Origin of the sequence: Constrictibacter sp. MBR-5 (genome assembly GCF_040549485.1) — a bacterium.
In the GTDB taxonomy this organism is placed as follows: domain Bacteria; phylum Pseudomonadota; class Alphaproteobacteria; order JAJUGE01; family JAJUGE01; genus Constrictibacter.
Genome location: NZ_JBEPTK010000005.1, coordinates 190628 through 215007 on the forward strand (window position 1 = coordinate 190628; position 24380 = coordinate 215007).

Consider the following 24380-nt stretch of genomic DNA (forward strand, 5'->3'; position numbering starts at 1 on the left):
GTCGCCTTCCCTCTGAAGACGGCACCGCAGACCCGGAAGAGACCGGCGTCAGTCTAACCGGGATCGGCCGGCCTGGTGGATCGTCAGTCGCCGCCGACTTTTACAGCTTCCGGGATGATGGACGTGGTCGGCGTTCAACCGCAGGCAAGCCCACCGCGTCGAGGGCTCTCAACGAAGGCCAGCAACCAATACCAAAAAAGAGGTAAGCGGTGGTGCCAAAGGTCATTGCCGTACCCGCACATGCTAGCATCTCTGTGCGTCAGCCGCGTGTGGGGGGACATGCAGGACACGGAAGCGCGAGACCTTCTTCGCCGTCAAATCGTCATCGACGAGGAGAATGTCGCAAAGGCACGGGAGCTTGTTCGTCTGCTGAGGCGTCAAAGGGAAGACACGCTGCGTGCAAGGGTGGTCTTCGGCGTTCTCGCCGACGTTCTGAGGGAGCATCGACGCCTGCTTGCAGAGGTGGAGCGACCCGCTCAGCCGCCTCCCGAACCGACCGGCGCCGGCACGCCCACAGAATCAGTGTCGCGCGCGAGCCGTGGTCGGCCTCGGAGATGACGGTGCCGGGGCGGCCGGATGCCGCTTTCGCCTCAGCCGCCGCGGCGCCAGTCGCCGCGTTCGGCGCGTTTCAGGCCGAGATGGTCGCGCAGGGTGCGGCCCTCGTATTCCTTGCGAAACAGGCCGCGGCGCTGGAGTTCCGGCACGACGAATTTCACGAAGTCCTCGTAGGCGCCCGGCACGTAGGTCGCGGCCACGACGAAGCCGTCGCAGCCGCCTTCCTCGAACCACTGTTCCATCCGGTCCGCGACCTCCTTCGGGCCGCCGACCCAGGGGTCGTGCAGCTGGCCGCGGCCGCTGTAGTGGATGAAGTCGCGCACGGTCGGGTTGGTCTTGCCGCTGTCCTGCAGCACCCGGTCGCGGATCGCCTGCAGGCCCGAGATGCTCGCCAGCTCCGCGTCGGTGAAGGGCTCGTCCATCCCCTTGGATCCGAAGTCGAAGTTCAGCGCCTCGGAGAGCAGTGACAGCGAATCGTCTTCGGTCGGCAGGGCCGCGATGGCGGCGCACTTGTCCTCGGCCTCCGCCTGGGTCGCCGCGACGACCGGATGAATCAGGGTGGCGACCTTCATGGTCGCCGGATCGCGGCCGATGCGCTCGGCCTCCTGCTTCAGTTCGGCCGTGGCGCGGGCGCCGACCTGCATGTTCGGATACATGACGAACATCAGTTCGCCCCAGCGTGCGGCGAAGCGGCGGCCGCGGCCGCTCTGCCCGGCCTGGATGACGACCGGATAACCCTGCGGCGAGCGCGGCACCGTGAACGGACCGCGCGAGCTGTAGAACCGCCCTTCATAGTCCAGCCGGTGGACCTTCTCCCGGTTCGCGAACACGGAGCGCTGCTTGTCGAGGACGATGGCGTCGTCCTCCCACGTGTCCCAGTGGCCGTGCACGATCTCCATGAACTCGTCCGCCTGGTCGTAGCGCAGGTCGTGCTCGACGACCTCGGTGCGGCCCATGTTCCGCGCCTCGCTGGAGTTCAGCGAGGTGACGACGTTCCAGGCGGCGCGCCCGCCGGTCATCAGGTCGAGGGTGGCGAAGACGCGCGCGACGTGAAACGGCTCGTAATAGGTCGTCGAGTAGGTCGAGCCGAGCCCCAGCCGCTCGGTCGCCATGCCCATCGCCGTCAGGATCGTGACCGGGTCCATCTTCACGCAGCGGATGCCGTGCTCCACCGTGTGGCCGTGGTCTCCGCCCAGGATGTCCGGCATGGCGAGCCGGTCGTCGAAGAAGGCGAGGTCGAACTTGCCCGCCTCCAGCACGCGGGCGATGTGCTGGTAGTAGTCGACCGACAGGAAGTCGGTGCGCGAGTCGGGATGCCGCCACGACGCCGCGAAGTTCGTGCAGTTCTGGGCCTGCAGGAATCCGATCAGGGTCATCTGGCGCATCGTGTCTCCCCGGTGCTGTTGGCGCGCGCGGTATCGCGGGTGGGATTGGCCGTCGGCGGCCGGTGGTGTACATGACCGGACAAAGACCGTACGGCAACCCCTTCCGGCAGTGCGGGCCGGCCGAGAGGCGAACGAGGAGACCGAGGATGACGGTGGAGCTGTCCGAAGAGCACGCGATGCTGCGCGATCTGGTCGCCAAATTCGTCGACCGCGAACTGATGCCGCTGGAGACGGCGGTGCTCGCGCGCGAGCGCAGCGGCCAGTCCATCGGGCTGACGCCCGAGGAGGAGGGACCGCTCCTCGCCAAATGCAGGGAACTCGGCCTCTGGGCGCTCGACGCGCCGGAAGCGTTCGGCGGCGCCGACCTGCCGGCGGTGGCGCTGATGCCGGTCAACGAGGAACTCGGCCGCACGGTGACGCCCTTCACCTTTCCGCCGGACTCGCCGAACCTGCACATGCTGATGCAGGTCGCGACCGACGAGCAGAAGCGGAAATACCTGGAACCCTACGCCAAGGGCGAGGCCAAGTCGGCGATCGCGATCTCCGAGCCCGGCGCCGGCGGCGACCCGGCCGGCATGATGACGCGCGCGGTCAAGGACGGTGGCGATTGGGTCATCAACGGCCGCAAGATCTGGATCAGCCGCATTCCGCATGCCGACTTCACCATCGTCATGGCGCTGACCGACCCGGAGAAGCGCGCCCGCGGCGGCATCACCGCCTTCATCGTCGAGAAGGACACACCCGGCCTGATCATCGAGCGCGAGATCCCGATGCTCGGCGGCCATCGCACCTATGAGGTGGTGTTCGAGGACTGCCGCGTGCCGGAGAGCCAGGTGCTGGGTCCGGTCGGGCAGGGCTTCGCGCCGATGCAGCTGCGCCTCACCATCCGGCGCCTGCAGATGGGCGCCTGGTGCGTCGGCATGGCGCGCCGCGCGCTGCAGATGATGTGCGAGCACGCCAAGCAGCGCGTCACCTTCGGCGCCAAGCTCGCCGACCGGCAGGCCGTCCAGTGGTGGATCGCCGACGCCGCGACTAAGATCCACGCCTGCCGGCTGATGGTCATGGACGCCGCCGCAAAGCAGGACGCCGGCCAGGACGTCCGCACCGAGGCGTCGATGATCAAGGTCTGGGGCACGGAGATGGCGGCCGAAGTGATCGACCACGCGATGCAGACCTTCGGCGCCATGGGCGTCACCAAGGAGTTGCCTTTGCAGCTGATGGCGCAGAAGGTCCGCGTCATGCGCGTCTACGAGGGCCCGTCCGAGGTGCACCGCATGGTGATCGCCCGCCGCACGCTCGCCCAGTTCGGCTGAGACGCCGACGCAACCGCGACAACGACACGAATTCCATCGAGGAGACCAGAATGGCCAAGCAGTATACCGATGTCGCCGTTACCCACGACGGCATGGTCGCGACCGTCGAGATCCAGCGTCCGCCGAACAACTTCTTCGACAACGCCCTGATCAACGCCATCGCCGACGCCTTCGAGGACGTCGACGCCGACCCCAACCTGCGCGCGATCGTCCTCTGCTCCCAGGGCAAGACCTTCTGCGCCGGCGCGGACTTCTCAAAGCGCGACCTGAACGCGACTGCCACGGGCGGCGGCGGCAAGCACCTCTACAAGGAGGCGACGCGCCTGTTCCGGTCGAAGACCCCGGTCGTGGCGGCGGTGCACGGTGCGGCCATCGGCGGCGGCCTCGGCCTCGCGGTGATGGCGGACTTCCGCGTCACCTGCTCGGAAGCCCGCTTCAGCGCCAACTTCACGCGCCTCGGGTTCCACCCCGGTTTCGCGCTGACCTACACCCTGCCGCGTCTCGTCGGCCAGCAGCAGGCGAACCTGCTCTTCTACACCGGCCGCCGCATCTCCGGCGACGAGGCGGTGCGCATCGGCCTCGCCGACGTGCTGGTGGCGCAGGACCAGGTCCGCTCCGCCGCGCAGGAACTCGCCAAGGAACTGGCCGAGTCGGCGCCGCTCGCGGTGATCTCGGTGCGCGAGACCATGCGTCGCGGCTACGCCGATGCGGCCGAGGCGGCGACGGAGCGCGAGCTGACCGAGCAGAGCTGGCTCACCCAGACCGCCGACATGAAGGAAGGCGTGAAGGCCTACGCCGAGCGCCGCCTGCCCAACTTCCAGGGCAAGTAACGCAGGGGACGGGCCGGGGCGATGCTCCGGCCCGAACCGCGTCCGGGGTTTATTCCGGTAGCGGGATGAACTCCGTCTCCTCGGGTACCGGCAGGCCGAAGCGGTCGCGTTTCCAGTCGGCTTTCGCCTGTTCGATCCGGTCCTTGCGGCTGGAGACGAAGTTCCACCAGATGTTGCGCGGACCGTCGAGCGGCTCGCCGCCCAGCGCTGCCAGCCGTGCCGGGGTGAGGGCGCGAACCTCCACGGGCCGCCCCGGCGCCAGCACCAGCAGCTGGCCCGGATCGTATTCGATCCCGTCCAGTTCGACCCGGCCCTCGATCAGGTAGAGCGCCCGCTCGAGATGCTCCGCCGGTATCGACGCAGTCGCCCCCGGCGCCAGCCTCAGATCGTAAAAGAACAGGTCGGACATCGTCGCGACCGGCGAGCGTAGGCCGAACCCGTCGCCGACGACGACGCGTGCCGTCACGCCGTCGCCTTCGACCGAGGGAATCGCGTCGGCCGCATAGTGGGCGAAGCCCGGATCGCTCTCCTCCTGCGCCGCCGGCAGCGCGACCCAGAGCTGCAGCCCGTACAGCGGCTGCGGCGCGGTCCGCAGTTCCGGCGCCGTCCGCTCGGAATGCACGATGCCGCGCCCGGCGGTCATCCAGTTCACCGCGCCCGGCGTGATCGGCTGGATGCTGCCGACGCTGTCGCGGTGCAGGATGGCGCCGTCGAGCAGATAGGTGAAGGTGGCGAGCCCGATATGCGGGTGCGGCCGCACGTCGATGCCCTTGCCCGAATCGAAGATCGTCGGGCCCATCTGGTCGAGGAACACGAAGCCGCCCACCGTCCGCCGCCGCACGGAGGGCAGGGCGCGCCGGACGGTGAAGCCGCCCAGATCGCTGGTGCGCGGTACGACGACGGTCTCGACGGCAGGATCCGGCGGTACGTCGTGCTCGGTCGGCTGTTCGCAAGGCTGCCAACTCACCGTTCGTCTCCTCCGCTACGGTACGCGCGCGGCGCCGCTCAGGGAGTCTCCGCCTTGGCTGCGCCCGTTGCGATCATCGCATCGATTTCCGCCTCGCCGTAGCCCAACTCGGCCAGCATGGCGCGCGTATGTTCGCCGAAGCGGGCGGGCAGGGTGCGGATCTCGGCGGGAGTCCGGCTCAGCCGGACCGGCGGGTTCATCAGGCGGATCTGCCCCTCGGTCGGATGGTCGGCGAGATGCCAGAAGCCGACATCGTCGAGATGCCCGTCCGTCATCACCTCGTCGAGGCTGGAGATCGGCATGCAGGGCACGCCCGCCTCGGCGAGGGCCTTGGCCCAGTAGGCGGTGGTGCGGGTGGCCATGATCCGTTCCAGCTCGGCATTCACGAAGGGCCGGTTCGCCATACGGGTCTTGCGGTCGACGAAGCGCGCATCGGCTTTCAGGTCCTCGCGGCCCGCCGCGGCGAAGACGCCGTCCCAGTGCCGGTTGCTGGTCGGCAGGACGCAGATGTGGCCGTCCTCGGTGGCGAACGGCCAGCGCTCCGGCTTGGCGTGCCGGTCGGAGCCGGGCGGGGTGAGGGGCGGCTCGAAACTGCTGCCCCAGAGATGTTCCAGCATGGTGAAGGACACCATGCTCTCGAACATCGGCACCTCGACCTCCTGGCCTTCGCCGGTGGCGAGCTTGTGGTAGAGCGCCGCCGCGATGCCGTAGGCGGCGAACAGGGCTGCCGTCTTGTCGGCGATCAGCATCGGCACGTATCTGGCCGGCCGCCCGCCGAATGCCTCCAGAGCGACCAGACCGGACGCGCCCTGGATCACGTCGTCATAGGCCGCCTGGCCGGCGTAGCGGCCCTTCCGGCCGAAGCCCAGGATGTTGCAGTAGACGATGTCGGGCTTCAGCGCCCGGACATTGTCGTAGTCGAAGCCCAGACGCTTCAGCGGTTCTTCGCGCATGTTGTGGACGAAGACATCTGCGGTGCGGATCAGGCGGCGCAGCGCCTCGGCGCCTGCCGCGGTCTTCAGGTCCAGCACCATGTCCCGCTTGTTGCGGTTGGTCTGGATCCAGTGCGACGCCATGCCGGGGTTGCGGCTGGGCCCGGCCATCCGCGCCAGGTCCCCCTCGGGTGGCTCGACCTTGACGACGTCGGCGCCCATGTCGCCGAGGAACTGGCTGGCATAGGGGCCGACGATCACCGCGGTGAGGTCGACGACACGCAATCCTGCGAACGGTCCCGGCATGAGCCTGCTTCTCCCTCGCGTTCTCTGTTGCGTGGGATTAAGGCCCGCCCAGCCGGGGGGCGCAACGGCCGCCCGAAAACGGCCTCAGTCGTTGGAGAGGATCAGGTTGCGCACGAGGGGATAGACCTCGTTGTTCCAGCGCCGGCCGCTGAAGACGCCGTAGTGACCGACGCTCGGCTGCAGGTGATGTCCCTTCTTGAAGGGCGGCAGGCGCGAGCAGAGATCGTGGGCGGCGAGGGTCTGGCCGGGCGCGCAGATGTCGTCGCGCTCGCCTTCCACAGTCAGCATGGCGGTCCTGCGAATGGCCGAGGGATCGACCTTGCGGCCGTGCCACGTCAGTTCGCCCTTCGGCAGGAGATGACGCTGAAACACGTCCTTCACGGTCTCCAGGTAGAACTCGGCGGGCAGGTCGAGCACGGCGAAGTATTCGTCGTAGAAGGTCTTCGTGACGTTCGCCTTGGCGCTGTCGCCGGTCGCCAGGCTGTCGAAGAGGTCGAGGTGCGCGCGCACGTGGCGGCTCAGGTTCATCCCCAGGAACGCGCTGACCTGCAGAAAGCCCGGGTAGACCCTCCGGCCGCCGCCGCGATAGCGCGGCGGGACGCGGGTGATGAGGTTGCGTTCGAACCACTCGATCGGATGCGACGTCGACAGTTCGTTCACCTTGGTCGGCGAAACGCGCGTGTCGATCGGCCCGGCCATGAGCGTCATGCTGCGCGGCGTCGCGGGGTTCTTGTCCTCCGACATGACGGAGACGGCTGCCAGCGCCTGCACGCACGGCTGGCAGACCGCGATGATGTGCCCGCCGGGGCCGATCTCTTCCAGGAAGCGGACGACATGGTCGACATACTCGTCCAGGCCGAACCGTCCGGCGGAGAGGGGTACGTCCCGCGCGTTGTGCCAGTCGGTGATGTAGACGTCGTGCTCCGGCAGCAGCGTCTCTACGGTTGCGCGCAGCAGCGTCGCGAAGTGCCCGGACATCGGGGCGACCAGCAGAACGCGTGGTTGTGTCGCATCGATATCCTTCTGGAAGTGCAGCAGTGTGCCGAAAGGTGTCGCGAACGCCGCCCGCTCCTTCACCGCCACCTCGCGGTTGCCGACCTTGACGCTGCTGATCCCGAACGACGGCCTGTGGTGGGTCAGGCGCGAACGCGCCACCATATCGTTCAGTGCGACGAAGCTGCGCAGGAACGGGTTGCAGGGCATCAGGTCCGCCGTGCGCCGCAGCGCCGAACTCGTGACGCCCGCCAACGCGCGAACGGGGTCCATGACATCGGCGTGCGCCTGATAGGCTGAGTAGAGCATGTTTCCGGCCGGCCTGTTTATTGCAGAGGGGGATGCAAGGAGGGTGGGCGGAGCAGAAGACTGAGCGTGTGACATGAAAGGCTAGAGCATTTCTTGCTGCAGTGCGAGATGTTCACGCGAAACCGTTCCAGCGACCGATACGAGGAAAAGAGGCCGATGGCGAAGCCCACGCTGACGATCAGCAGCAAGAACTACTCTTCCTGGTCCCTCCGCGGCTGGCTGCTGTGCAGGATGGCGGGCCTGGACGTGGCCGAACAGGTGATGCCCATCAGCGACCCGAGCACCCGTGCCGAACTCCTGCATCTGTCGCCGTCCTTCCTGGTGCCGAAGCTGACGCACGACGGGGTTTCGGTCTGGGGTGCGCTGGCCATCGCCGAATATCTGCACGAGACGTTCCCGAAGGCCGGCCTGCTTCCCGCCGAGAAGGCGGCGCGCGCGCACTGCCGCTCGATCAGCGGCGAGATGGCTGGCGGGTTCAGCAACCTCCGCTCGGCACTGTCCATGAACATCAAGGCCCATCATCCGGGCTTCAGGGTCTGGGCGGGCGCGCAGGCGGATATCGAGCGGGTCGTGACCATCTGGAAGGAATGCCTCTCGGCGTATCGTGGGCCCTTCCTGTTCGGCGACGCGCCGACAATGGCCGACGCCATGTATGCCCCGGTGTGCAGCCGGTTCGTGACCTACGACGTGAAGCTCGACCAGGTGTGCGCCGGCTACCGCGACCGGATCATCGCCATGCCCGCCATGGCCGAGTGGCTCGATGCGGCCCGTGCGGAACCGGACGAGGTCGAGGAACTCGAGATCGAGTTCTGAAGCGGGAGCATTTGCGGCGGGAGGTTCCGGCCGGGCCTGCGACATGGTCTGATCCTCTCCTGCCATCAGCATGACGCGTGCGGATGGACGAAGGATTAACCGTCCCCGTCGGGCCCTCGCCTGCGCGGTGCGCAGCCATTGGAATGCCGAGGACGGATCTTGGTTCCGCCGGCCCGGCGGAAGGGCTCATATATCCGCGGGCTGCGTCGTTGACACCCGTTGAGGCCGCGACTTAACTGCCCCACCCGGCTGCGGCCTCACGGAGAGCGAACATGCCCCAGACGCCCAATACCCGAAGCGGCGGACAGGTTCTCGCCGATGCACTCTACGCCCACGGCGTCGAACTGGCCTATTGCGTGGCGGGGGAGAGCTATCTCGAACTGCTCGACGCGCTCTACGACTATCGTGACCGCATCCGTCTCGTGACCTGCCGGCAGGAAGGCGGTGCCGCCAATATGGCCGAGGCCTACGGCAAGCTGACCGGCAAGCCGGGCGTCGTCATGGTCACCCGCGGTCCCGGCGCCTGCCATGCGGCGATCGGCTGCCACACCGCGTTCCAGGATTCGACGCCGATGGTCATGCTCGTCGGCCAGGTGGCGCGCGACCAGATGGACCGCGAGGCCTTCCAGGAGATCGACTACCGGCGGATGTTCGGGCAGGTCGCGAAGTGGGTGGCGCAGATCGAGACGGCGGACCGGATCCCGGAATATCTCGCCCGCGCCTTCCACACCGCCACGTCGGGCCGCCCGGGCCCCGTCGTCCTGGCGCTGCCGGAGGACATGCTGCGCGATCACGTCGCCGTCGCCGATGCGGCGCGCTATCAGACGGTGCGCGCCAATCCGGGCCCGGCGGACCTCGAAACCCTGCGCGGCATGCTGGCGGAGGCCGAGCGACCGCTGATGCTCGTCGGCGGTGGCGGCTGGAGCGATGCGGCCGCGGCCGACATCGTGGCGTTTGCCGAGGCGAACGACATTCCGACCCTGTGCTCGTTCCGCCGCCTCGACATCTTTGACAACAACCACAAGAACTTCTGCGGCGACCTCAGCACCGGATCCAATCCGAAGATCATCGAGGCGTTCAAGTCCTCCGACCTGCTGGTGGTCGTCGGCGCGCGGCTGGGTGAGATCACCACCCAGGGCTACACCCTGATGTCGATTCCGGACACCGGGCGCCGGCTGGTCCACGTTCACGCCGACTCGGACGAACTCGGCCGGGTGTTCCAGCCGACGCTGGCCATCCAGTCCGGGATGGCGCAGTTCGCGGCCGCGGCGAAGGCGCTGGCGCCCGTCGATGCGGCGCGGCGCAGCGCCTGGACCGAGGCCCGCCGCGCCGACTACGAGGCGTGGACGACCATTCCGGAATATGGCGGCACTCTGGATCTCGGCGTCTGCATGAAGGAGGTGCGCAAGCGCCTCGCGGCCGATGGCGGCGTCGTCACCGTCGATGCCGGCAACTTTTCCGGCTGGCCGATGCGCTTCCTGAGATACGACCGCAAGGTGCGCTTCGCCGGTCCGACGAGTGGGGCGATGGGTTACTCGGTCCCCGCCGCCTGTTCGGCCGCACTCACCTTCAAGGACAAGCTCGTCCTGGGCTTCGTCGGCGACGGCGGCTTCATGATGGCACCGTCGGAGCTGGCGACCGCCGGCCAGTACGGCGCGAAGCCGATCATGCTGGTCTTCAACAACGGCATGTACGGCACCATCCGCGCACATCAGGCGCGGCACCATCCCGGACGCCCGATCGCCATTGAACTGGTCAACCCCGACTTCGCGGCGCTGATCCGTGCCTATGGCGGCCACGGCGAGACGGTGTCGAAGACCGAGGAGTTCGCCCCGGCGCTCGACCGGGCCATCGCCTCCGGCCGGCCGGCGATCATCGAACTCCGGATGGACCCGGACGTCATCAGCACCACGACGACGCTGAGCAAGATGGAAGCGGCATCGCGCGCCGCTGCCGCAAAGGGATCGTGACGAGGCATTACCGACCGGAGGCGAGGAGGCCTGGGAACGGTCGTTCCTGATGGTCTGCGATGTGTTTCTCGCGATCACGGCGCACGGATACGGCCACGCCACACAGGCGGGGGCGGTCGTTCGCGCCCTGCGCGAACGCCGTCCCAACCTTGGGCTGACCGTTCAGACGACGCTGCCGCGGGAATTCCTGGACGATGTGATCCGCGGGCCATTCGACCTCGTGCCGGCCGCGTCCGACATCGGACTGGTCAACCGTTCCGCGTTCGAGGTCGATGTGGAAGCGAGTGCCGCCGCTTACCGCGCGTTCCACGCGGACTGGGACGAACGCGTGGCGGCTGCCGCCGATTCGCTACGGGCGATCTCGCCGCGCCTCGTGCTGTCCGACGTTCCATACCTGCCGCTGGCCGCGGCGGCCCGGCACGGAATCCCGGCCGTGGGCTTCTGCTCCCTCAACTGGGCGGACATTTACGCACACTATCTCGGCGGGCGGCCGGAGGCCGGTAGCGTAATCGCGCAGATCCGAGAGGCATATGCGTCCGCGAGCATCTTCATCGTGCCTGCGCCGGGCATGCCGATGCCGTGGCTGGAGACGGTACGACCTGTCGGCCCCTGCGCCGCGCGTGGCGTCGACCGCCGGGCGGAACTGGCGAGCAGGTGCGGCGCGGCCCCCGGTGATCGCCTGGTGATGGTCGCCGTGGGTGGCCTCCCGTGGCAGGCGGGCTATGGCGACTGGCCGGTTACCCCCGGCTTTCGCTGGGTCGTGCAGGGGGGCGACGCGCCCGGACGTCGCGACATGATGCGCCTCGCCGATGCCGGGATGCCGGCGATCGACGTCATGGCGAGCGTCGACGCCGTCGTCGGCAAGCTGGGCTACAGCCTGCCGGTGGAGGCAGCGTGCCACGGCAAGCCCATGCTCTACGTGCCGCGGCCGGACTGGCCGGAGACTCCCTATGTCTCCGCTTGGATGGAACGCCATGCGGCGTCTGCCGGGATCGATCTGGAATCGCTGCGCGACGGCCGTTTCGTCGGGGCGCTCCAAGGGCTTCTCGCGGTGCCGTCGCCCACGCCGGTCGACGCGACCGGAGCGGGCGAGGCGGCGGACATGATCCTGGATCTTCTCCGGTGACCGCTCCGTCCCACTTTCCGTCCGATACGCACGATGTCCGTGCCGCGGCATGGACCGTCGCCGCCCTGCTCGCGGCACTGGCGATCAGCCTCGCTGCCGGTGGCCATGGATTGTTCGGGACGATGGGCGTCGCGGCGACGGTCACCGGCGTCGGTGCCGGTTTCGAGTTGTTGACCGCCGTGCTGCTGATCGCGCGCGCGTCGCGCGCCGAGGGGGCGTCCCTGGCGCTCGTCGGCGGCGCTTTCCTCTTTGCGGGCGTACTGTCGACGGCGGCGGCGGTGGGCGTATCGCTCTCCAGCGACGGTGTCGCAGCGCTCGATAGCCACCGGGGTCTCCTGATGTGGCGGCATGTCGGCTTCGCCGCTTTCGCCGCCTCCGCGGCGCTCCTGCCGCTGTCGGATGCGGCGGATCGGACAATCGGCCGTTCCCTTCTCCTCCTCGTTGCCGCACTCGCGGTGGTGCTCGGTGCCGCGGCGATCTGGGTGACGGCCAACTTCGGCATCGCGCCCGGGAGTGTGGGCACTTGGCTGGCCGTGGCGTCGGCACTCGCCATGGTCGCGATCGCCACCCGCGGCCGACGTGGCGAACAGCGCTGGCTCTGTGTCGCGCTGGTGGCCGGGTTGTGCGGGCTCACGCTGGAGGTGACGGAAGGTTACAGCATCGCGGTCGTGGCTTTCGGGCTCCTGGGATCCGCGGCGCTGGTTCCGGCGCTGGTCGCGGACGACGTGCACACGGCAGCGCGCATGTCGGGTCTTGTGGATACGCTCGAGCACGCGGCCGGAGTCGACCCGCTGACGGAACTCGGCAACCGCCGGGTATTCGACCGGCGGCTCGCCGAGGAGTGGCGGCGCGCGGCGCGAACCGGCCGCTCCCTGTCCATCCTGATGGTCGATGTCGACCGCTTCAAACGGATCAACGACACGCTGGGCCACATCGCCGGAGACGATGTCCTGAAGCGCATCGCCGGCTGTCTCCAGGCTTCGGCGCGGCGGGCGGGCGACCTGGTCGCGCGGTTCGGCGGCGACGAGTTCGTCGTGCTGTTGCCGGAAGCGAACGGCGATCAGGCGGCTCGGGTCGCCGAACTGATGCGATCGTGCGTCCTGGAGGCCCAGTTCGCCGGTGATGCAGCCGCCGGCCTGCCTGTGACGATCTCCATCGGCACGGCTACCGTCGTGCCTCAGGCCGAGGGCGATCCACAGGCGCTGGTGAAAAAGGCCGACGAAGCGCTCCTGGAGGCGAAACGTTCAGGCCGCGACCGGGTGATCGCGGCCTGACTTTCCGCTGGCTCTACCGCGGGCGGTCTTCCCAGGCGACCACGGGGCAGCGCTGCTCGCCCAGGCCCTCGATCCCCAGATGCATCTCGTCGCCGGGCTTCAGGAAGATCGGCGGCTTGTGCCCTGCGCCGACGCCCGGCGGCGTTCCCGTGACGATCACGTCGCCGGGCTGCAGCGTCATCATTTGGCTCAGGTAGCTGATGATGTGCGCCACCCCGAAGATCATCTTGTCGGTCGTGCCGGTCTGGCGGCGCTCGCCGTTGACGTCGAGGAACAGCGAGAGCTTCTGCGGATCTTTCACCTCGTCCGCGGTGACGAGCCAGGGGCCGAGCGGACAAAAGGTGTCGCCGCTCTTGCCCTTGGTCCACTGGCCGCCGCGCTCGATCTGCCATTCGCGTTCGGAAATGTCGTTGGCGAGGACATAGCCGGCGACGTAGCTCAGGGCGTCGGCCTCTGTGACGTACTGGGTCGTCCGCCCGATCACCACGCCGAGCTCGACCTCCCAGTCCAGCTTCTGCGATTTTTTCGGGATGACGACCGGGCCGGAGGGGCCGGTCAGAGAACTGGTAGCCTTCATGAAGACGATCGGCTCCTTCGGGATCGGGTTGCCCGTCTCGGCCGCGTGGTCGCTGTAGTTCAGCCCGATCGCCACGATCTTCCCGATGCCGGCGAGCGGTACGCCCATCCGTGGCGCACCGTCCACCTTCGGCAGCGTCGCCGGATCGATCTCGCGCAGGCGATCCAGCCCGTCCGACCCGATCGCCGCGGGCGTGAGGTCGGCGATGATCGCGGAGAGATCGCGGATCGTTCCCGCACTGTCGAGCATGCCGGGCTTTTCGGCCCCGGCCGGGCCGTAGCGCAGGAGTTTCATCGCTTTCCCCTCAGATCATCTTTTCGGTGTTCGGCGCCGGGCCTCCGGCGACTACGGCAGGCACTGTAGGGCGCCGCCGCGAAACTTGTACAGCCGGCAGGGCGGTGTCCGAACTGCGGCTCGGAAGCGGTCGCCAATCTGTCCGGTCAAATCACGGTGGGCCGCTTGACGCGCGGCACGGGCCGCGCGATCAAGGATGGACCGCCTTTTCGTGGAGACGCGCGCCGATGGGCCACAGCTTCCAGTTCGATTCGATCACGCTGCCCCCCGAAGCCGAGCGGCTGCGCCAGGAGGTGCGGGCCTTTTTGCGCGACGAGATCGAGGCCGGCAGCTTCGTCCCCGGCAGCGGCGACATGGACAGCAAGTACAATCCGGCCTTCAGCCGCAAGGTCGCGGCCAAGGGCTGGATCGGCATGACCTGGCCGAAGGAGTATGGCGGCGGCGGGCGCAGCTTCCTCGAACGCTACGTGATGACCGAGGAGATGCTGGCCGCCGACGCACCGGTCCGCGCGCACTGGACGGTCGACCGGCAGAGCGGCCCGGTGCTGCTGAAATACGGCAGCGAGGCGGTGAAGCGGACGCTGATCCCGCAGATCCTGCGCGGCGAGTGCTTCTTCTGTATCGGCCTGTCGGAGCCCAACTCCGGCTCCGACCTGTTCGCCGCGTCGACCAAGGCGACGAAGACCGACGGCGGCTGGCTGGTGAACGGCCGCAAGATCTGGACCAGCAACGCGCACCGCGCCCATTACATGATCGCGCTGCTGCGCACGTCGCCGCCGACCGGGGAGAACCGCCGGCACGGCCTGACGCAGTTCGTCATCGACCTGAAATCGCCGGGCATCATGGTCCGGCCGATCGTCAACCTCGCCGGCCTGCACGACTTCAACGAGGTCGTGTTCGACGACGTGTTCGTGCCGGACGATCATCTGGTCGGCGAGGTCGACATGGCGTGGAAGCAGGCCACCGACGAACTCGCCTACGAGCGCAGCGGGCCGGAGCGGTTCCTGGAGACGATCGGTGCCCTGCGCGGCCTCGTCGCGGCTGCCGGCAATGCGCCGGACGATCGCGTCGCCGCGGGCATCGGCAGGGAGGTCGCGCACCTGAAGACGCTGCGGCGCATGTCCGTCTCGGTCGCGGGCATGCTGCACGCCGGCAAGTCGCCGGTCGTGGAGGCGGCGGTCGTGAAGGACGTCGGCACCAACTGGGAGCAGGCGCTGCCGCAGAAGGTGCGGCTGCTGGCGCCGACGCAGGGTGCGGTGGCGGGCGACAATTCCACCGATTTCGACCACATCATGCGCTACACGACGATGATCGCGCCGAAGCTGACCATCCAGGGCGGAACGCGCGAAGTGCTGCGCGGCATCATCGCGCGCGGCCTCGGGCTGCGCTGATTGCGTTTCGGATTGCTGGAAGACAGTAGCGGGCGCAGACCCGCCAACAGGAGGAACGCATGCGCATAGGCTTCATCGGACTGGGCACCATGGGCGCCAGCATGGCGGCCAACCTCCAGAAGGGCGGATACGATCTGGTCGTGCACGATCTGCGGCGCGCTTCGGCCGATCGCCACGTGGCGGCGGGTGCCACCTGGGCGGGCTCGCCGCAGGAAGTCGCGGCGGCGGTCGACGTGCTCTTCTCCTCGCTGCCCGGCCCGAAGGAGGTCGAGGACGTGGCGACCCGCGCAGACGGCGTGCTCGCCGGCATCCGGCCGGATGCCGCCTGGTTTGACCTCACCACCAATTCGCCGACGATGGTGCGCAAGCTGCACGGCCTGCTGGCCGAGAAGGGGGCGCACATGATGGACGCCCCGGTCAGCGGCGGCCCGCGCGGTGCGGCGTCGGGCAAGCTGGCGCTGTGGGTCGGCGGCGACCAGGCCGTGTTCGACCGCCACAAGGCGGTGCTCGACGCGATCGGCGACCAGGCCCGCTATGTCGGACCGATCGGCGCCGGTTCGGTTGCCAAGCTCGTGCACAATTGCGCCGGCTATGCCGTGCAGGCGGTCTATGCCGAGGTCTTCACCATGGGCGTGAAGGGCGGCGTTGAGCCGCTCGCGCTGTGGGAGGCCGTGCGCAGCGGCGCCGGCGGCCGCCGGCGCAGCTTCGACGGCCTGGTCGACCAGTTCCTGCCCAACAAGTACGATCCGCCGGCCTTCGCGCTGCGGCTCGCCCACAAGGACGTCACCCTCGCCACCACCCTCGGCCGCGAACTCGGGGTGCCGATGCGCATGGCCAACCTCGCCCTGGAGGAGATGACCGAGGCGATGAACCGCGGCTGGGGCGAGCGCGATTCGCGCGTCGCCATGCTCCTCCAGCAGGAGCGCGCCGGCGTCCACATCGAGGTCCCCCAGGAGCGCATCGACGAAGCCCTCCGCCGCGACCCGCCCGCGAAGGACGATCCGAAGCGGAGCTGACGCCGGCCTATTCCTCCAGCGTCTTCGTCCAGGCCACGTAGCGGTCGATGTCGAACTTCCGGCGCAGGCCGGCGTCGTTCATGTAGCGGACCTTGCCGAAGATGGGTCGTTCCGGCCACGCGCGGTCGTGCAGGCCGAAGCACCACGCGACGTTGGCGAAGGACGCCGCGTCGCGGCCGTCGAGGAAGTAGCGGTTGTTGATGGCAAGGGCCGTGGTGAAGGCGTCCTGCGGGCTCGGCGTCCATTCCAGGATCTTCTTGCCCCAGTACATGCGCATGTAGTTGTGCATGAAGCCGGTGACGCGCATCTCGCGCATCGCCGCGTTCCAGTAGGGGTCGTGCGTCTCACCGGCCTCGAGCTGCTCGCGGCCGTAGGTGTGCTCGCGCCGATCGGCGGCATGTTCGGCGAGCGTCGCCTTGGCCCAGTCGGGCAGCACCTCGTAGCGGTCGTAGTCGTTGCGGTAGCGGACGTGGTTCAGCGCGAGTTCGCGGCGAACGATCAGTTCCTCCAGCAGCACATCCCGATCCGCCGCGCGGCCCTCGCCGGCTTCGACGACCCGCCAGGCGATCTCGACCGGCGAGATCTGCCCGAAATGGAGATAGGGGCTGAGGGTCGATCCCTGGACGTGGGCGGGATCGTTGCGTTCGTCGGCATAGCCGGTGATTCGGTCGTCGATGAAGCGCTTCAGGCGGCGCACCGCTTCGGCGGTGCCTGCGGCGAAGCGCCGGTTCGGCTTCACCGAGCGGTCGAGGTCGAGCGACGCGAGAAGCGCCGCGGGATCGTCGAGCGAGACGCCGTCCGCGACCTTCAGGTCAAGCGATCCATGGTTCGGGCGGCCGTGCCGCATGCCGGCAATCATGTCGTCCCGCAGCCGGAGGATCTTCGGGCGGATGGTGCGCGCGGCGTGCTCGGGCTTTTGCGAGGCGAGGGCGACCGGTACGACGGCGTCGCCGTCGACTTCCTCGACCGGGCCGGCAAAGGCATCGGCGACCCGGGTGCGCCAGGCGCGTTCGTGACGAAGATGCCCGGCATCCGTGACGACGGCCGCCGCATCCCGCGCCAGTTCGATCGCCACCGCATCCGGCGCGCCGCGGCGCACGACCAGCCGTATGCCTCTTTCGGCGAGGGCGTCGCGGGTTTCCTTCAGTCCGTCCAGCATGAAGGCGAAGTGTCGCTCGTTCGCCTCGGGATAGGCCTCGTACAGCCCGAAGCAGGCCAGCAACGGCAGCGACGCGTCGTTCGCCCGTCGGATCGCATGCTCCAACGCATGGTTGAACCGCGCGCGCTGCGCCCGCTGCATCCAGTAGAGGATGTAACGGCCGTCACGCGACGGTCGGTCGTTGAGGGCGTAAATCCTGTTGCTGTCCGGCATCGTGCAGGCATCAACTCCGTGTGAGGCGCCGCGACGCGCGCCGGGCTTCACCCATCCGTCTGGGAACCCTGATAGGATGGGCGCGTTGGGTTTTGAGACAATGACTCCGGAGTTACGAGGGTATCATGCGTTTCCTGGGACGAGCGGTCCTGATGTGCGCGCTGGCGGCGCCCGGTGCGGCATGGGTGCCCGGCCCCGCTGCCGCCACGGCGGCGGAGACGTTTGCGGCTCCGGCGACGATCGGCGGCGCGGCGACGACGGCGATCGGCACTCTTCTCCGCGAGCCGGGCGTCGGCACCGGCTTGCGGGACGTACGATTGCTCGACGCGTTCTATCGTGCGCTCGGATATCGCCCCGCTTGGCAGGGCCAGTCCGGCTGGACGGAGGACGCCCACCGCGTGGTGCGTCGCCTGCGCGACGCCGGCACGCACGGGCTGGACGCAGCGGACTATGCGTCCGACGCGCTGAACAACATGTTGGCGGCGGCGCCGTCACGTGCGGGTGCTGCGCGGGACGACATCGCGCTGACTGTCGCCATGCTGCGCTTCCTCGACCACGCGTCGAACGGACGGATCAAGCCGAGCCTCGCCGGTTGGAAAGTATGGTTCCATCCGCGCTCGGCGTTCGCCGTCGAGGCTGCTACCGCGGTCGCAGGTGGTCGCATCGCCGACTATCTCGATCGGGCGGGGCCGCCCGACGCGCGTTATGCGGCACTTCGCCGCGAACGGGCGCGATACGCCGAACTGGCGGCCGACGCGTCCTATCCGTTGCTGGGGGATGGCCCGACGCTTCGGCCGGGCGATACCGATCCGGCCGTCGGGGTGGTACGACGCCAACTCGCGATCTTCGGCGATCTCCCGTCGGCGCCGTCGATGGTCGGACACGCGCCGCGTGACGGCGGCCAGTGGCGCCAGCCCCAGTTCCTGCTGGCCTCTGCCGAGACGGGCGCCTCCGTCAGCGGGGACGAGGATCTCCTCTATTTCGGCGAATCCCTGGAGCAGGGTGTTCAGGCCTTCCAGCGGCGCCATGGCCTCGCAGTGGACGGCGTCGTCGGGCCGGCCACCCGGCGTGCCCTGGACAAGACGCCGGCAGACCGTCTGCGCCAGATCGACCTGGGGCTGGAACGCCTCCGCTGGCTTCCGGCGCAGCGTGGCGCGCGGCACGTAATCGTCAACATTCCGGCGGCGGAACTGACGGCCTTCGAGAATGGCGTCGAACGGTTGCGCATGCCCGTGGTCACGGGTCAGGCCGACTGGGAGACCCCGGTCTTCAGCGACGAGATCGTCAATCTGAAGTTCGCGCCGACCTGGACGATCCCCTACAACATCGTGCGCGACGAGACCCTTGCCCATGTCCGCCGCGACCCGGGCTACCTGACGGCCAATAAGATCCGCGTGCTGTGGCGCGGCGAGGAGGTCGATCCCTGGACGGTCGACTGGCACAGTGCCGGTCCTGGCGACTTCACCTTCCGGCAGGATTCCGGTCCGTCGAGCGCACTCGGCGGCGTACGCTTCTCGCTCACCAACGATTTCAGCATCTATCTGCACGACACGCCGTCCAAGCGCTACTTCGGCCGGGCGGCGCGCGCCCTCAGCCACGGCTGCGTGCGGGTGGGCGACCCCGTGGCGCTCGCCGAGTTCCTGCTCGCCCCGCAGGGCGGATGGGACGCGCAGCGCATCCGCGCCGAGATGAACGGCTCGCGCGAGCGGTTCCAGAACGTGCGCCCGCCGGTGCCGGTGCACATGGTCTACATCACGGCCTGGGCGGAAGATGGTCCGGTGCAGTTCCGCAACGACGTTTACGGCCTCGACCGTAAGCTGGCCGACTTGCTGGATGCGCGCACCCGCGGGCGCTCGTCCTGAGGGTCGCCGCCCCGCGGCCCCAGGGCCGCTAGTCTGTCAGGCCCCGATCGCGAAGATGCCGCCGGAGCAGGTCCATGTTCCGGCGGTTCGCTTTCCAGGCGAAGTCGAATACGTCGCCGATCACCGGCACCGCGCCGGCGACAGTGTCGATGCCGACGTTCCAGAGCATGCGGGCGATGAGAGACTTCGGTGCGCCGAGGCGGTGCGCCGCATAGACCAGATAGAGGGCGATGGCGGCACCGGCCGTGTCGCCTATGCCCGGGATCAGCCCCATGATCCCGTCCAGGCCGATGCGAAACGACGTCCCGGGCAGGGCGAACAGGGAATCCATCGCGCGGGCGAGCTGTTCCAGGCGCCGGACTTCCGCTGCGATCTCGGCGCGGCTCCGCCCGCCGCTGCTCTGGCCGTAAGGGTCCCGATCCACTCGCCGCTCCTCGACTTCGATCCGCGGGAACGCGGAGCGTGGAGGGAACGCGGCGGTGGCTCCGGGTGTTCCCGCCGCACCCTCAGGCCGGGATCACGATGAACGCCACAGCCATAGATCTCTCGTCCACGGACGGTCCTGCCGCGGCGCGCGATGCCGGGCTCGTCTATGTCGCCGACGATCAGCCCGGCATCACGCGCCGCCGTGCCGGAAAGGGCTTCAGCTATCGCGATCCGGACGGCAAGCCGATTCGCGACGCGACGTTACTGCAGCGCTTGCGTGCGCTGGCCGTGCCGCCCGCATGGACCGACGTCTGGATGTGCGCGAGCCCACGCGGCCACATTCAGGCGACCGGCCGCGATGCGCGCGGCCGCAAGCAGTACCGCTATCACCCGCGCTGGCGCGAGGTGCGCGACGAGACGAAGTATCATCGGATGGTCGCGTTCGCGCGGGCGCTGCCGGGCATCCGCGAACGCGTGTCAGCCGACTTGTCGCGGCGCGGCCTGCCGCGCGAGAAGGTCCTGGCGACGGTCGTGCGCCTGCTCGAAACCTCGCTGATCCGCGTCGGCAACCGCGAGTATGCCCGTGACAACAAGAGTTTCGGCCTGACGACGCTGCGCGACCGGCACGCCCGGATCGAAGGTTCGGAGATCCAGTTCCGGTTCCGCGCGAAGTCCGGGATTCATCGGGAACTGACCCTGCGCGACCGGCGCCTGGCGCGCATCGTCAAGGCCTGCCAGGACGTGCCGGGGCAGGAGCTCTTCCAGTATCTCGATGCCGACGGATCCCGGCATTCGGTCGGTTCGGCCGAGGTCAACGCCTATCTGCGCGAGATCAGCGGCGTGGACTTCACCGCGAAGGATTTCCGGACCTGGGCCGGGACGGTGCTCGCCGCGCTGGCGCTGCAGGCCTTCGAGACCTTCGACACCGAGGCCGCCGCCAAGCGCAACGTCACCCGCGCCATCGAGACCGTCGCGGCGCGCCTGGGCAACACCGTTGCGATCTGCCGGAAGTGCTACGTCCATCCCGAGGTCGTGAACGCCTACCTGGACGGGACTCTGCTCGAATCGGTCCAGCGCCAGGTCGAGAGCGACCTGTCCGAAGGCCTCGAAGGGCTCTCGGGGGAGGAGGCGGCGGTGCTCGCCTTCCTGCAGACCCGCCTGCAGGAAGAGGCCGGCAAGATGCGCGCTGCCGGTTAAGGTTCCGGCAGCGGCGTCACGGTCACCTCGACCCGCGGCTCGTGCTCGCCGCCGCCGAGGATGACGCCGCGCAACGGGCTGATGTCGCCGAAGTCACGCCCGTAGGCCAGGACGATGTGCTCGTCCTCGACCAGCATGTCGTTCGTCGGGTCCGTCTCGACCCAGCCGAGGTCGGGCCCGCACCAAACCGAAACCCACGCGTGGGTCGCATCGGCACCGCGGAGTTCTGCGCCACCGGCAGGCGGATAGGTCCGCAGATAGCCCGAGACGTAGCGCGCCGGCAGGCCGATCGCCCGAAGGCCGGCGATCATGACATGCGCGAAATCCTGGCAGACCCCGCGCCGCCCCTTCATCACGGCAGCAACGGGTGTGGTCAGTTCGGTGGAACCGGGAACATAGGTGAAATCCCGTCGGATCCGCGCCGTCAGGTCGCGCACGCCCTCCAGCATGGTGCGGCCCGCGGGGAACGACATCGACGCATAGGCGACGACCGAGGGCACCGGCACGGCGTATGGGGAGGTGTAGGCATATTCGGCCTCGATCGGCTGTGCCGGGAAACCGTCGCCGGAAACCGAGGCGCGTATCTCCTCCCAGGCGGGGGTGGAGACATTCGGCTCGATCCCGTGGCCGCGCACCTCGACCGTCACTTCCTGTTCGACGGTCAGCGCCTCGTGGGTGGCTTCCAGCGTGATCCATTCGACGCGGTTGCCGAAATGGTCGCGCATCGTCCGGATGGCGGCCGGGGCGGGCGATATGTCCAGCCGCCGGCCAAGCAGCGACTGACGATCCGTATCCGGCGGGGTGAGGCGCAGCAGGTGGTAGCTGAGGTCGACGGTCGCGCCGTAGTCGTAGTGGGTACGATGACGGATCCTGTAGCCGGTCATCGCGCCGCGACCTTCTGCCGGGTCGCCGCGCGATCGGCTGTCGCCGCGACATGCGAGAAGAAGGTGCGCGTCAGCAGGTCCGAAAGTTCCATGAGACCGCCCGCCGCCTTGTCCAGCATGTCGATGACCGGTTCGAGTTCCACCCGGTCGTCCTCGGCTTCGATGCCGGCGATGGGAAAGGTGCCGACGGCGTCGCGGACGGCGGTCGCTGCAACGTGCTCGGTGGCCCCTTCGGCGGTCACGACGGCGATGTGCTCCACGATCCGGTCGAGCTGATAGATCAGCGCGCGCGGATTGGCACCGTCGGTCACGACCAGATCGATCACGGGGGCGGCCCGCGGCTCCGCCGGATAGCGGGTCTGGTAGGTGATGACCGAGTCGCAGAGTTCCAGCGCCAGGCGCAGCCCGACGACCGACTGCGCCGGCGTGCCGGTGAGGACGGCCTCGATGGCGCTGGCGATGCCGATCCCGCGCTCGATGCGCCGGCCGATGTCGAGGAAGCGCCATGCCGCGCCGCGCGTCATGTTCTCCGCGGCCAGTCCAGAGAAGGCGGCGAGCGTCCGGATCAGGTCGTCGAGCCCCGCCAGGAGGCGATCCATGTCCCCGTCGGCGGACTCGAGGTTACCGAGGACCGCGGTGTTGAGGTGGTTCAGGCTGCGCCACATGTCCGCGGAAAGCCGGTCGCGGACGCCGAAGGCGATCTGGCGGGTCGCGTCGACACGGTGGCGCATCGCGCTTCCCGCCGCCGCGGCCAGAACGGCATCGGCGAAGCCCCGGCCGTCGACGGGGAAGGCGGCGTCGGTGGCGCTTAGCCAGCCGGCGGTGTGAAGCGCCCGTGCCAGCTGGTGCAACTCGACCATGTCGCGCGGGCCAAGCGTTCCCGCAGACAGCCGATTGATCGCGGCGCGGAGCTGCCGGGCGCCGATGTCGATGCGCTCGACCTGCCGGCCCAGCCAGAACAGGTCGTCGGCGCTGCGGCTCTGCACGATGCCAGGCGGCCGCGTGAACGCCGTTCCCGACCGGGCCAGTGCCGGGATGAAGGCATACTCGTCCTCGGCGGTGAGCACCCATACGTCCTTCGCGACGCCGCCGTGTCGGAGCGAGCCGCGGTGAAGGGCATCGCCGTCCACCGTCCGCGCCGCACCGCCCGGCAAGACCGCCCAGTGCTCGCCGTGCCGTATGAGCGTGACCCGCAGCAGCAGCGGACGCGGCTCCATGCCGTCGGGTCCGAGGGTCGGGACGGTGCTGTGTTGGACGCGCTCGAGGGCGACCCAGCCTTCGGGATCCGCCTCGACCTTGGCACGCAGCGCCGTGCGGTCGCGCTGGCTCATGTCCGCGACGGTGTGCGGTTCGGGGTCCGTGCCGAAGGTGGGCCGCAGGACGAAATCCGCCGGCGCGGCGTCGAAGGCCGCCCGCCCGACGGCCTGTCCGCACCACCATGTCCGGACGGAGGCCATGGCCAGTTCCTGGTCGAGCAGCAGCCGCGACAGCTGCGGCAGGAACGGCGCGAAGGCGGGCGTCTCGACCAGCGCCGTGCCCGGCAGGTTCACCATCGCCGCATGGCCGGCGCGCAGCGCGCCGAGCAGTCCGGCCACCCCGAGCGCCGAATCGGCCTTCAACTCCAGCGGATCGCAATAGCCGCCGTCGACCCGGCGATAGATCACGTGGACCGGCAGGAGGCCGTCGAGCGTCTTCAGGTACACGCCGTCGCTGCGGACGGTCAGATCCGAACCCTGCACCAGCGTGATGCCCATCTCCCGCGCCAGGTGCACGTGCTCGAAATAGGCGTGGTTGTAGGGGCCGGGGGTCAGCAGGACGATCCTGGGATCGGCGTCGCCTTGTCCGAGCCCCTGCAGCGTCGCCTTCCACAGGTCGATGAACGGCCGTAGCCGGCGCACGGGTGCCGCACGGAAGGCCTCGGGAAAGGTGCGGGCCATGATCGAGCGGTTACGGAGCGCATAGCCGATGCCGCCCGGCGTCTGGGTGCGGTCGGCGAAGACGCGCCAGCGGCCGTCGGCTAGGCGCACGAGATCCGCCGCGTAGACGTGCAAGTGCGGCCGATCCTCCGGCAGCAGGTGGCGCGCCGGCCGCAGGAACTCCGGATTGTTGAACACCAGCCCGGGCGGCACCGTCCCGTCGGCGATCAGCCGCTGCGGACCGTAGAGATCGCGCAGAATGAGGTCGAGCAGCCGGGCGCGCTGGGTCAGGCCCGCCTCTATTGAGGCCCATTCCTGCTCCGGAATGATCAACGGCAGCAGGTCGAAGCTCCAGGACGGCCGCTGCTCATCGTGGCCGTAGATGGAGAGGAACTCGTCCGCCTCGGCGAACAGGGCGCGTGCGCGTGCCGCGCGCTCGGCCATCACCCCCTGCGGCAGCGACGCCATCGTGCCGATCAGGCTCCGCCAGTGCGTTCTGAGAACGCCCTTGCCAGCCGCCATCTCGTCGTAACCGATGCTCAAATCTGGATCCGGACCGTCCCGTGCGGGGGCGCGAATGTTACGCAAGATTCGCACGCGGGGAACATGGCCATTCCTTCGAACGGTGGATCGTTTCCGTTTCGCCTCCGAATCGTTTCGGCCGCAGGGAAA

The 24380-nt window shown here is 68.8% G+C and carries 19 protein-coding genes; 10 read left to right on the forward strand and 9 right to left on the reverse strand.

Annotation, left to right across the window (positions count from 1 at the left end):
• Positions 1-590: 590 nt before the first annotated feature.
• Positions 591-1940 carry an LLM class flavin-dependent oxidoreductase gene (locus ABIE65_RS13140; RefSeq protein WP_354078218.1) on the reverse strand — a complete coding sequence of 450 codons (1350 nt, stop codon included), beginning with the start codon at positions 1938-1940 and terminating at the stop codon, positions 591-593.
• Between the two features lie 146 nt (positions 1941-2086).
• On the opposite strand from ABIE65_RS13140, the gene ABIE65_RS13145 reads away from it, so the two are divergent.
• Together ABIE65_RS13145 and ABIE65_RS13150 are read left to right on the forward strand one after the other, a co-directional pair.
• Positions 2087-3253 (forward strand): acyl-CoA dehydrogenase family protein, encoded by a 1167-nt coding sequence (locus ABIE65_RS13145; RefSeq protein ID WP_354078220.1) that lies wholly within the window; start codon positions 2087-2089, stop codon positions 3251-3253.
• A gap of 50 nt (positions 3254-3303) precedes the next feature.
• Positions 3304-4083 carry an enoyl-CoA hydratase/isomerase family protein gene (locus tag ABIE65_RS13150; protein ID WP_354078222.1) on the forward strand — a complete coding sequence of 260 codons (780 nt, stop codon included), beginning with the start codon at positions 3304-3306 and terminating at the stop codon, positions 4081-4083.
• Positions 4084-4132: 49 nt separating this feature from the next.
• On the opposite strand, the gene ABIE65_RS13155 is transcribed toward ABIE65_RS13150, so the two are convergent.
• The 3 genes from ABIE65_RS13155 to ABIE65_RS13165 all read right to left on the reverse strand — a co-directional run bounded on the left by ABIE65_RS13155 (position 4133) and on the right by ABIE65_RS13165 (position 7590).
• Complete coding sequence (locus ABIE65_RS13155; protein WP_354078223.1) at positions 4133-5050, reverse strand: pirin family protein; 918 nt, start codon at positions 5048-5050, stop codon at positions 4133-4135.
• Positions 5051-5088: 38 nt separating this feature from the next.
• Positions 5089-6288: a CaiB/BaiF CoA transferase family protein gene (locus ABIE65_RS13160; protein ID WP_354078225.1), complete on the reverse strand. Its 1200-nt coding sequence runs from the start codon at positions 6286-6288 to the stop codon at positions 5089-5091.
• 84 nt (positions 6289-6372) lie between these two features.
• Positions 6373-7590 (reverse strand): polyhydroxyalkanoate depolymerase, encoded by a 1218-nt coding sequence (locus ABIE65_RS13165; protein ID WP_354078227.1) that lies wholly within the window; start codon positions 7588-7590, stop codon positions 6373-6375.
• A gap of 156 nt (positions 7591-7746) precedes the next feature.
• Between ABIE65_RS13165 and ABIE65_RS13170 the strand changes: the two genes are divergently transcribed.
• The 4 genes from ABIE65_RS13170 to ABIE65_RS13185 all read left to right on the forward strand — a co-directional run bounded on the left by ABIE65_RS13170 (position 7747) and on the right by ABIE65_RS13185 (position 12773).
• The gene (locus ABIE65_RS13170; protein WP_354078229.1) at positions 7747-8403 is read left to right on the forward strand and encodes a glutathione S-transferase family protein; all 657 of its coding nucleotides are present in this window, start codon (positions 7747-7749) and stop codon (positions 8401-8403) included.
• Between the two features lie 272 nt (positions 8404-8675).
• Positions 8676-10373, forward strand: coding sequence for a thiamine pyrophosphate-binding protein (locus ABIE65_RS13175; protein ID WP_354078231.1), 1698 nt, complete (start codon positions 8676-8678; stop codon positions 10371-10373).
• Positions 10374-10422: 49 nt separating this feature from the next.
• Entirely contained in the window at positions 10423-11499 is a 1077-nt protein-coding gene (locus ABIE65_RS13180) for a hypothetical protein (RefSeq protein ID WP_354078233.1), read from the forward strand.
• On the forward strand, positions 11496-12773 hold the full coding sequence (locus tag ABIE65_RS13185; protein WP_354078234.1) for a GGDEF domain-containing protein: 1278 nt from the start codon (positions 11496-11498) through the stop codon (positions 12771-12773). The genes ABIE65_RS13180 and ABIE65_RS13185 overlap by 4 nt, the downstream gene beginning before the upstream one ends.
• 13 nt (positions 12774-12786) lie before the next feature.
• Here the strand turns inward: ABIE65_RS13185 and ABIE65_RS13190 are convergent, their stop codons facing one another.
• A complete protein-coding gene (locus ABIE65_RS13190; RefSeq protein ID WP_354078236.1) occupies positions 12787-13644 on the reverse strand; it encodes a fumarylacetoacetate hydrolase family protein in 858 nt (285 codons plus the stop codon).
• Between the two features lie 227 nt (positions 13645-13871).
• On the opposite strand from ABIE65_RS13190, the gene ABIE65_RS13195 reads away from it, so the two are divergent.
• Entirely contained in the window at positions 13872-15035 is a 1164-nt protein-coding gene (locus ABIE65_RS13195) for an acyl-CoA dehydrogenase family protein (protein ID WP_354078237.1), read from the forward strand.
• Between the two features lie 59 nt (positions 15036-15094).
• Entirely contained in the window at positions 15095-16051 is a 957-nt protein-coding gene (locus ABIE65_RS13200) for an NAD(P)-dependent oxidoreductase (RefSeq protein ID WP_354078239.1), read from the forward strand.
• Positions 16052-16058: 7 nt separating this feature from the next.
• On the opposite strand, the gene ABIE65_RS13205 is transcribed toward ABIE65_RS13200, so the two are convergent.
• Entirely contained in the window at positions 16059-17423 is a 1365-nt protein-coding gene (locus ABIE65_RS13205; RefSeq protein WP_354078241.1) for a deoxyribodipyrimidine photo-lyase, read from the reverse strand.
• Between the two features lie 125 nt (positions 17424-17548).
• Here ABIE65_RS13205 and ABIE65_RS13210 point away from each other — a divergent pair, with 125 nt between their 5' ends.
• Positions 17549-19285, forward strand: coding sequence for a L,D-transpeptidase family protein (locus tag ABIE65_RS13210; protein ID WP_354078242.1), 1737 nt, complete (start codon positions 17549-17551; stop codon positions 19283-19285).
• Between the two features lie 28 nt (positions 19286-19313).
• Here the strand turns inward: ABIE65_RS13210 and ABIE65_RS13215 are convergent, their stop codons facing one another.
• Positions 19314-19709, reverse strand: a complete 396-nt coding sequence (locus ABIE65_RS13215; RefSeq protein WP_354078243.1) for a DUF4112 domain-containing protein — start codon at positions 19707-19709, stop codon at positions 19314-19316.
• Positions 19710-19807: 98 nt separating this feature from the next.
• Between ABIE65_RS13215 and ABIE65_RS13220 the strand changes: the two genes are divergently transcribed.
• Positions 19808-20908, forward strand: a complete 1101-nt coding sequence (locus tag ABIE65_RS13220) for a DNA topoisomerase IB (protein ID WP_354078245.1) — start codon at positions 19808-19810, stop codon at positions 20906-20908.
• Here ABIE65_RS13220 and ABIE65_RS13225 read toward each other — a convergent pair.
• Both ABIE65_RS13225 and ABIE65_RS13230 read right to left on the reverse strand, forming a co-directional pair.
• The gene (locus ABIE65_RS13225; protein WP_354078246.1) at positions 20905-21792 is read right to left on the reverse strand and encodes a transglutaminase family protein; all 888 of its coding nucleotides are present in this window, start codon (positions 21790-21792) and stop codon (positions 20905-20907) included. The two genes, ABIE65_RS13220 and ABIE65_RS13225, sit on opposite strands and share 4 nt — an antisense overlap.
• Complete coding sequence (locus tag ABIE65_RS13230) at positions 21789-24251, reverse strand: circularly permuted type 2 ATP-grasp protein (protein ID WP_354078248.1); 2463 nt, start codon at positions 24249-24251, stop codon at positions 21789-21791. Before ABIE65_RS13230 ends, ABIE65_RS13225 begins: the two co-directional genes overlap by 4 nt.
• Positions 24252-24380: the final 129 nt, after the last annotated feature.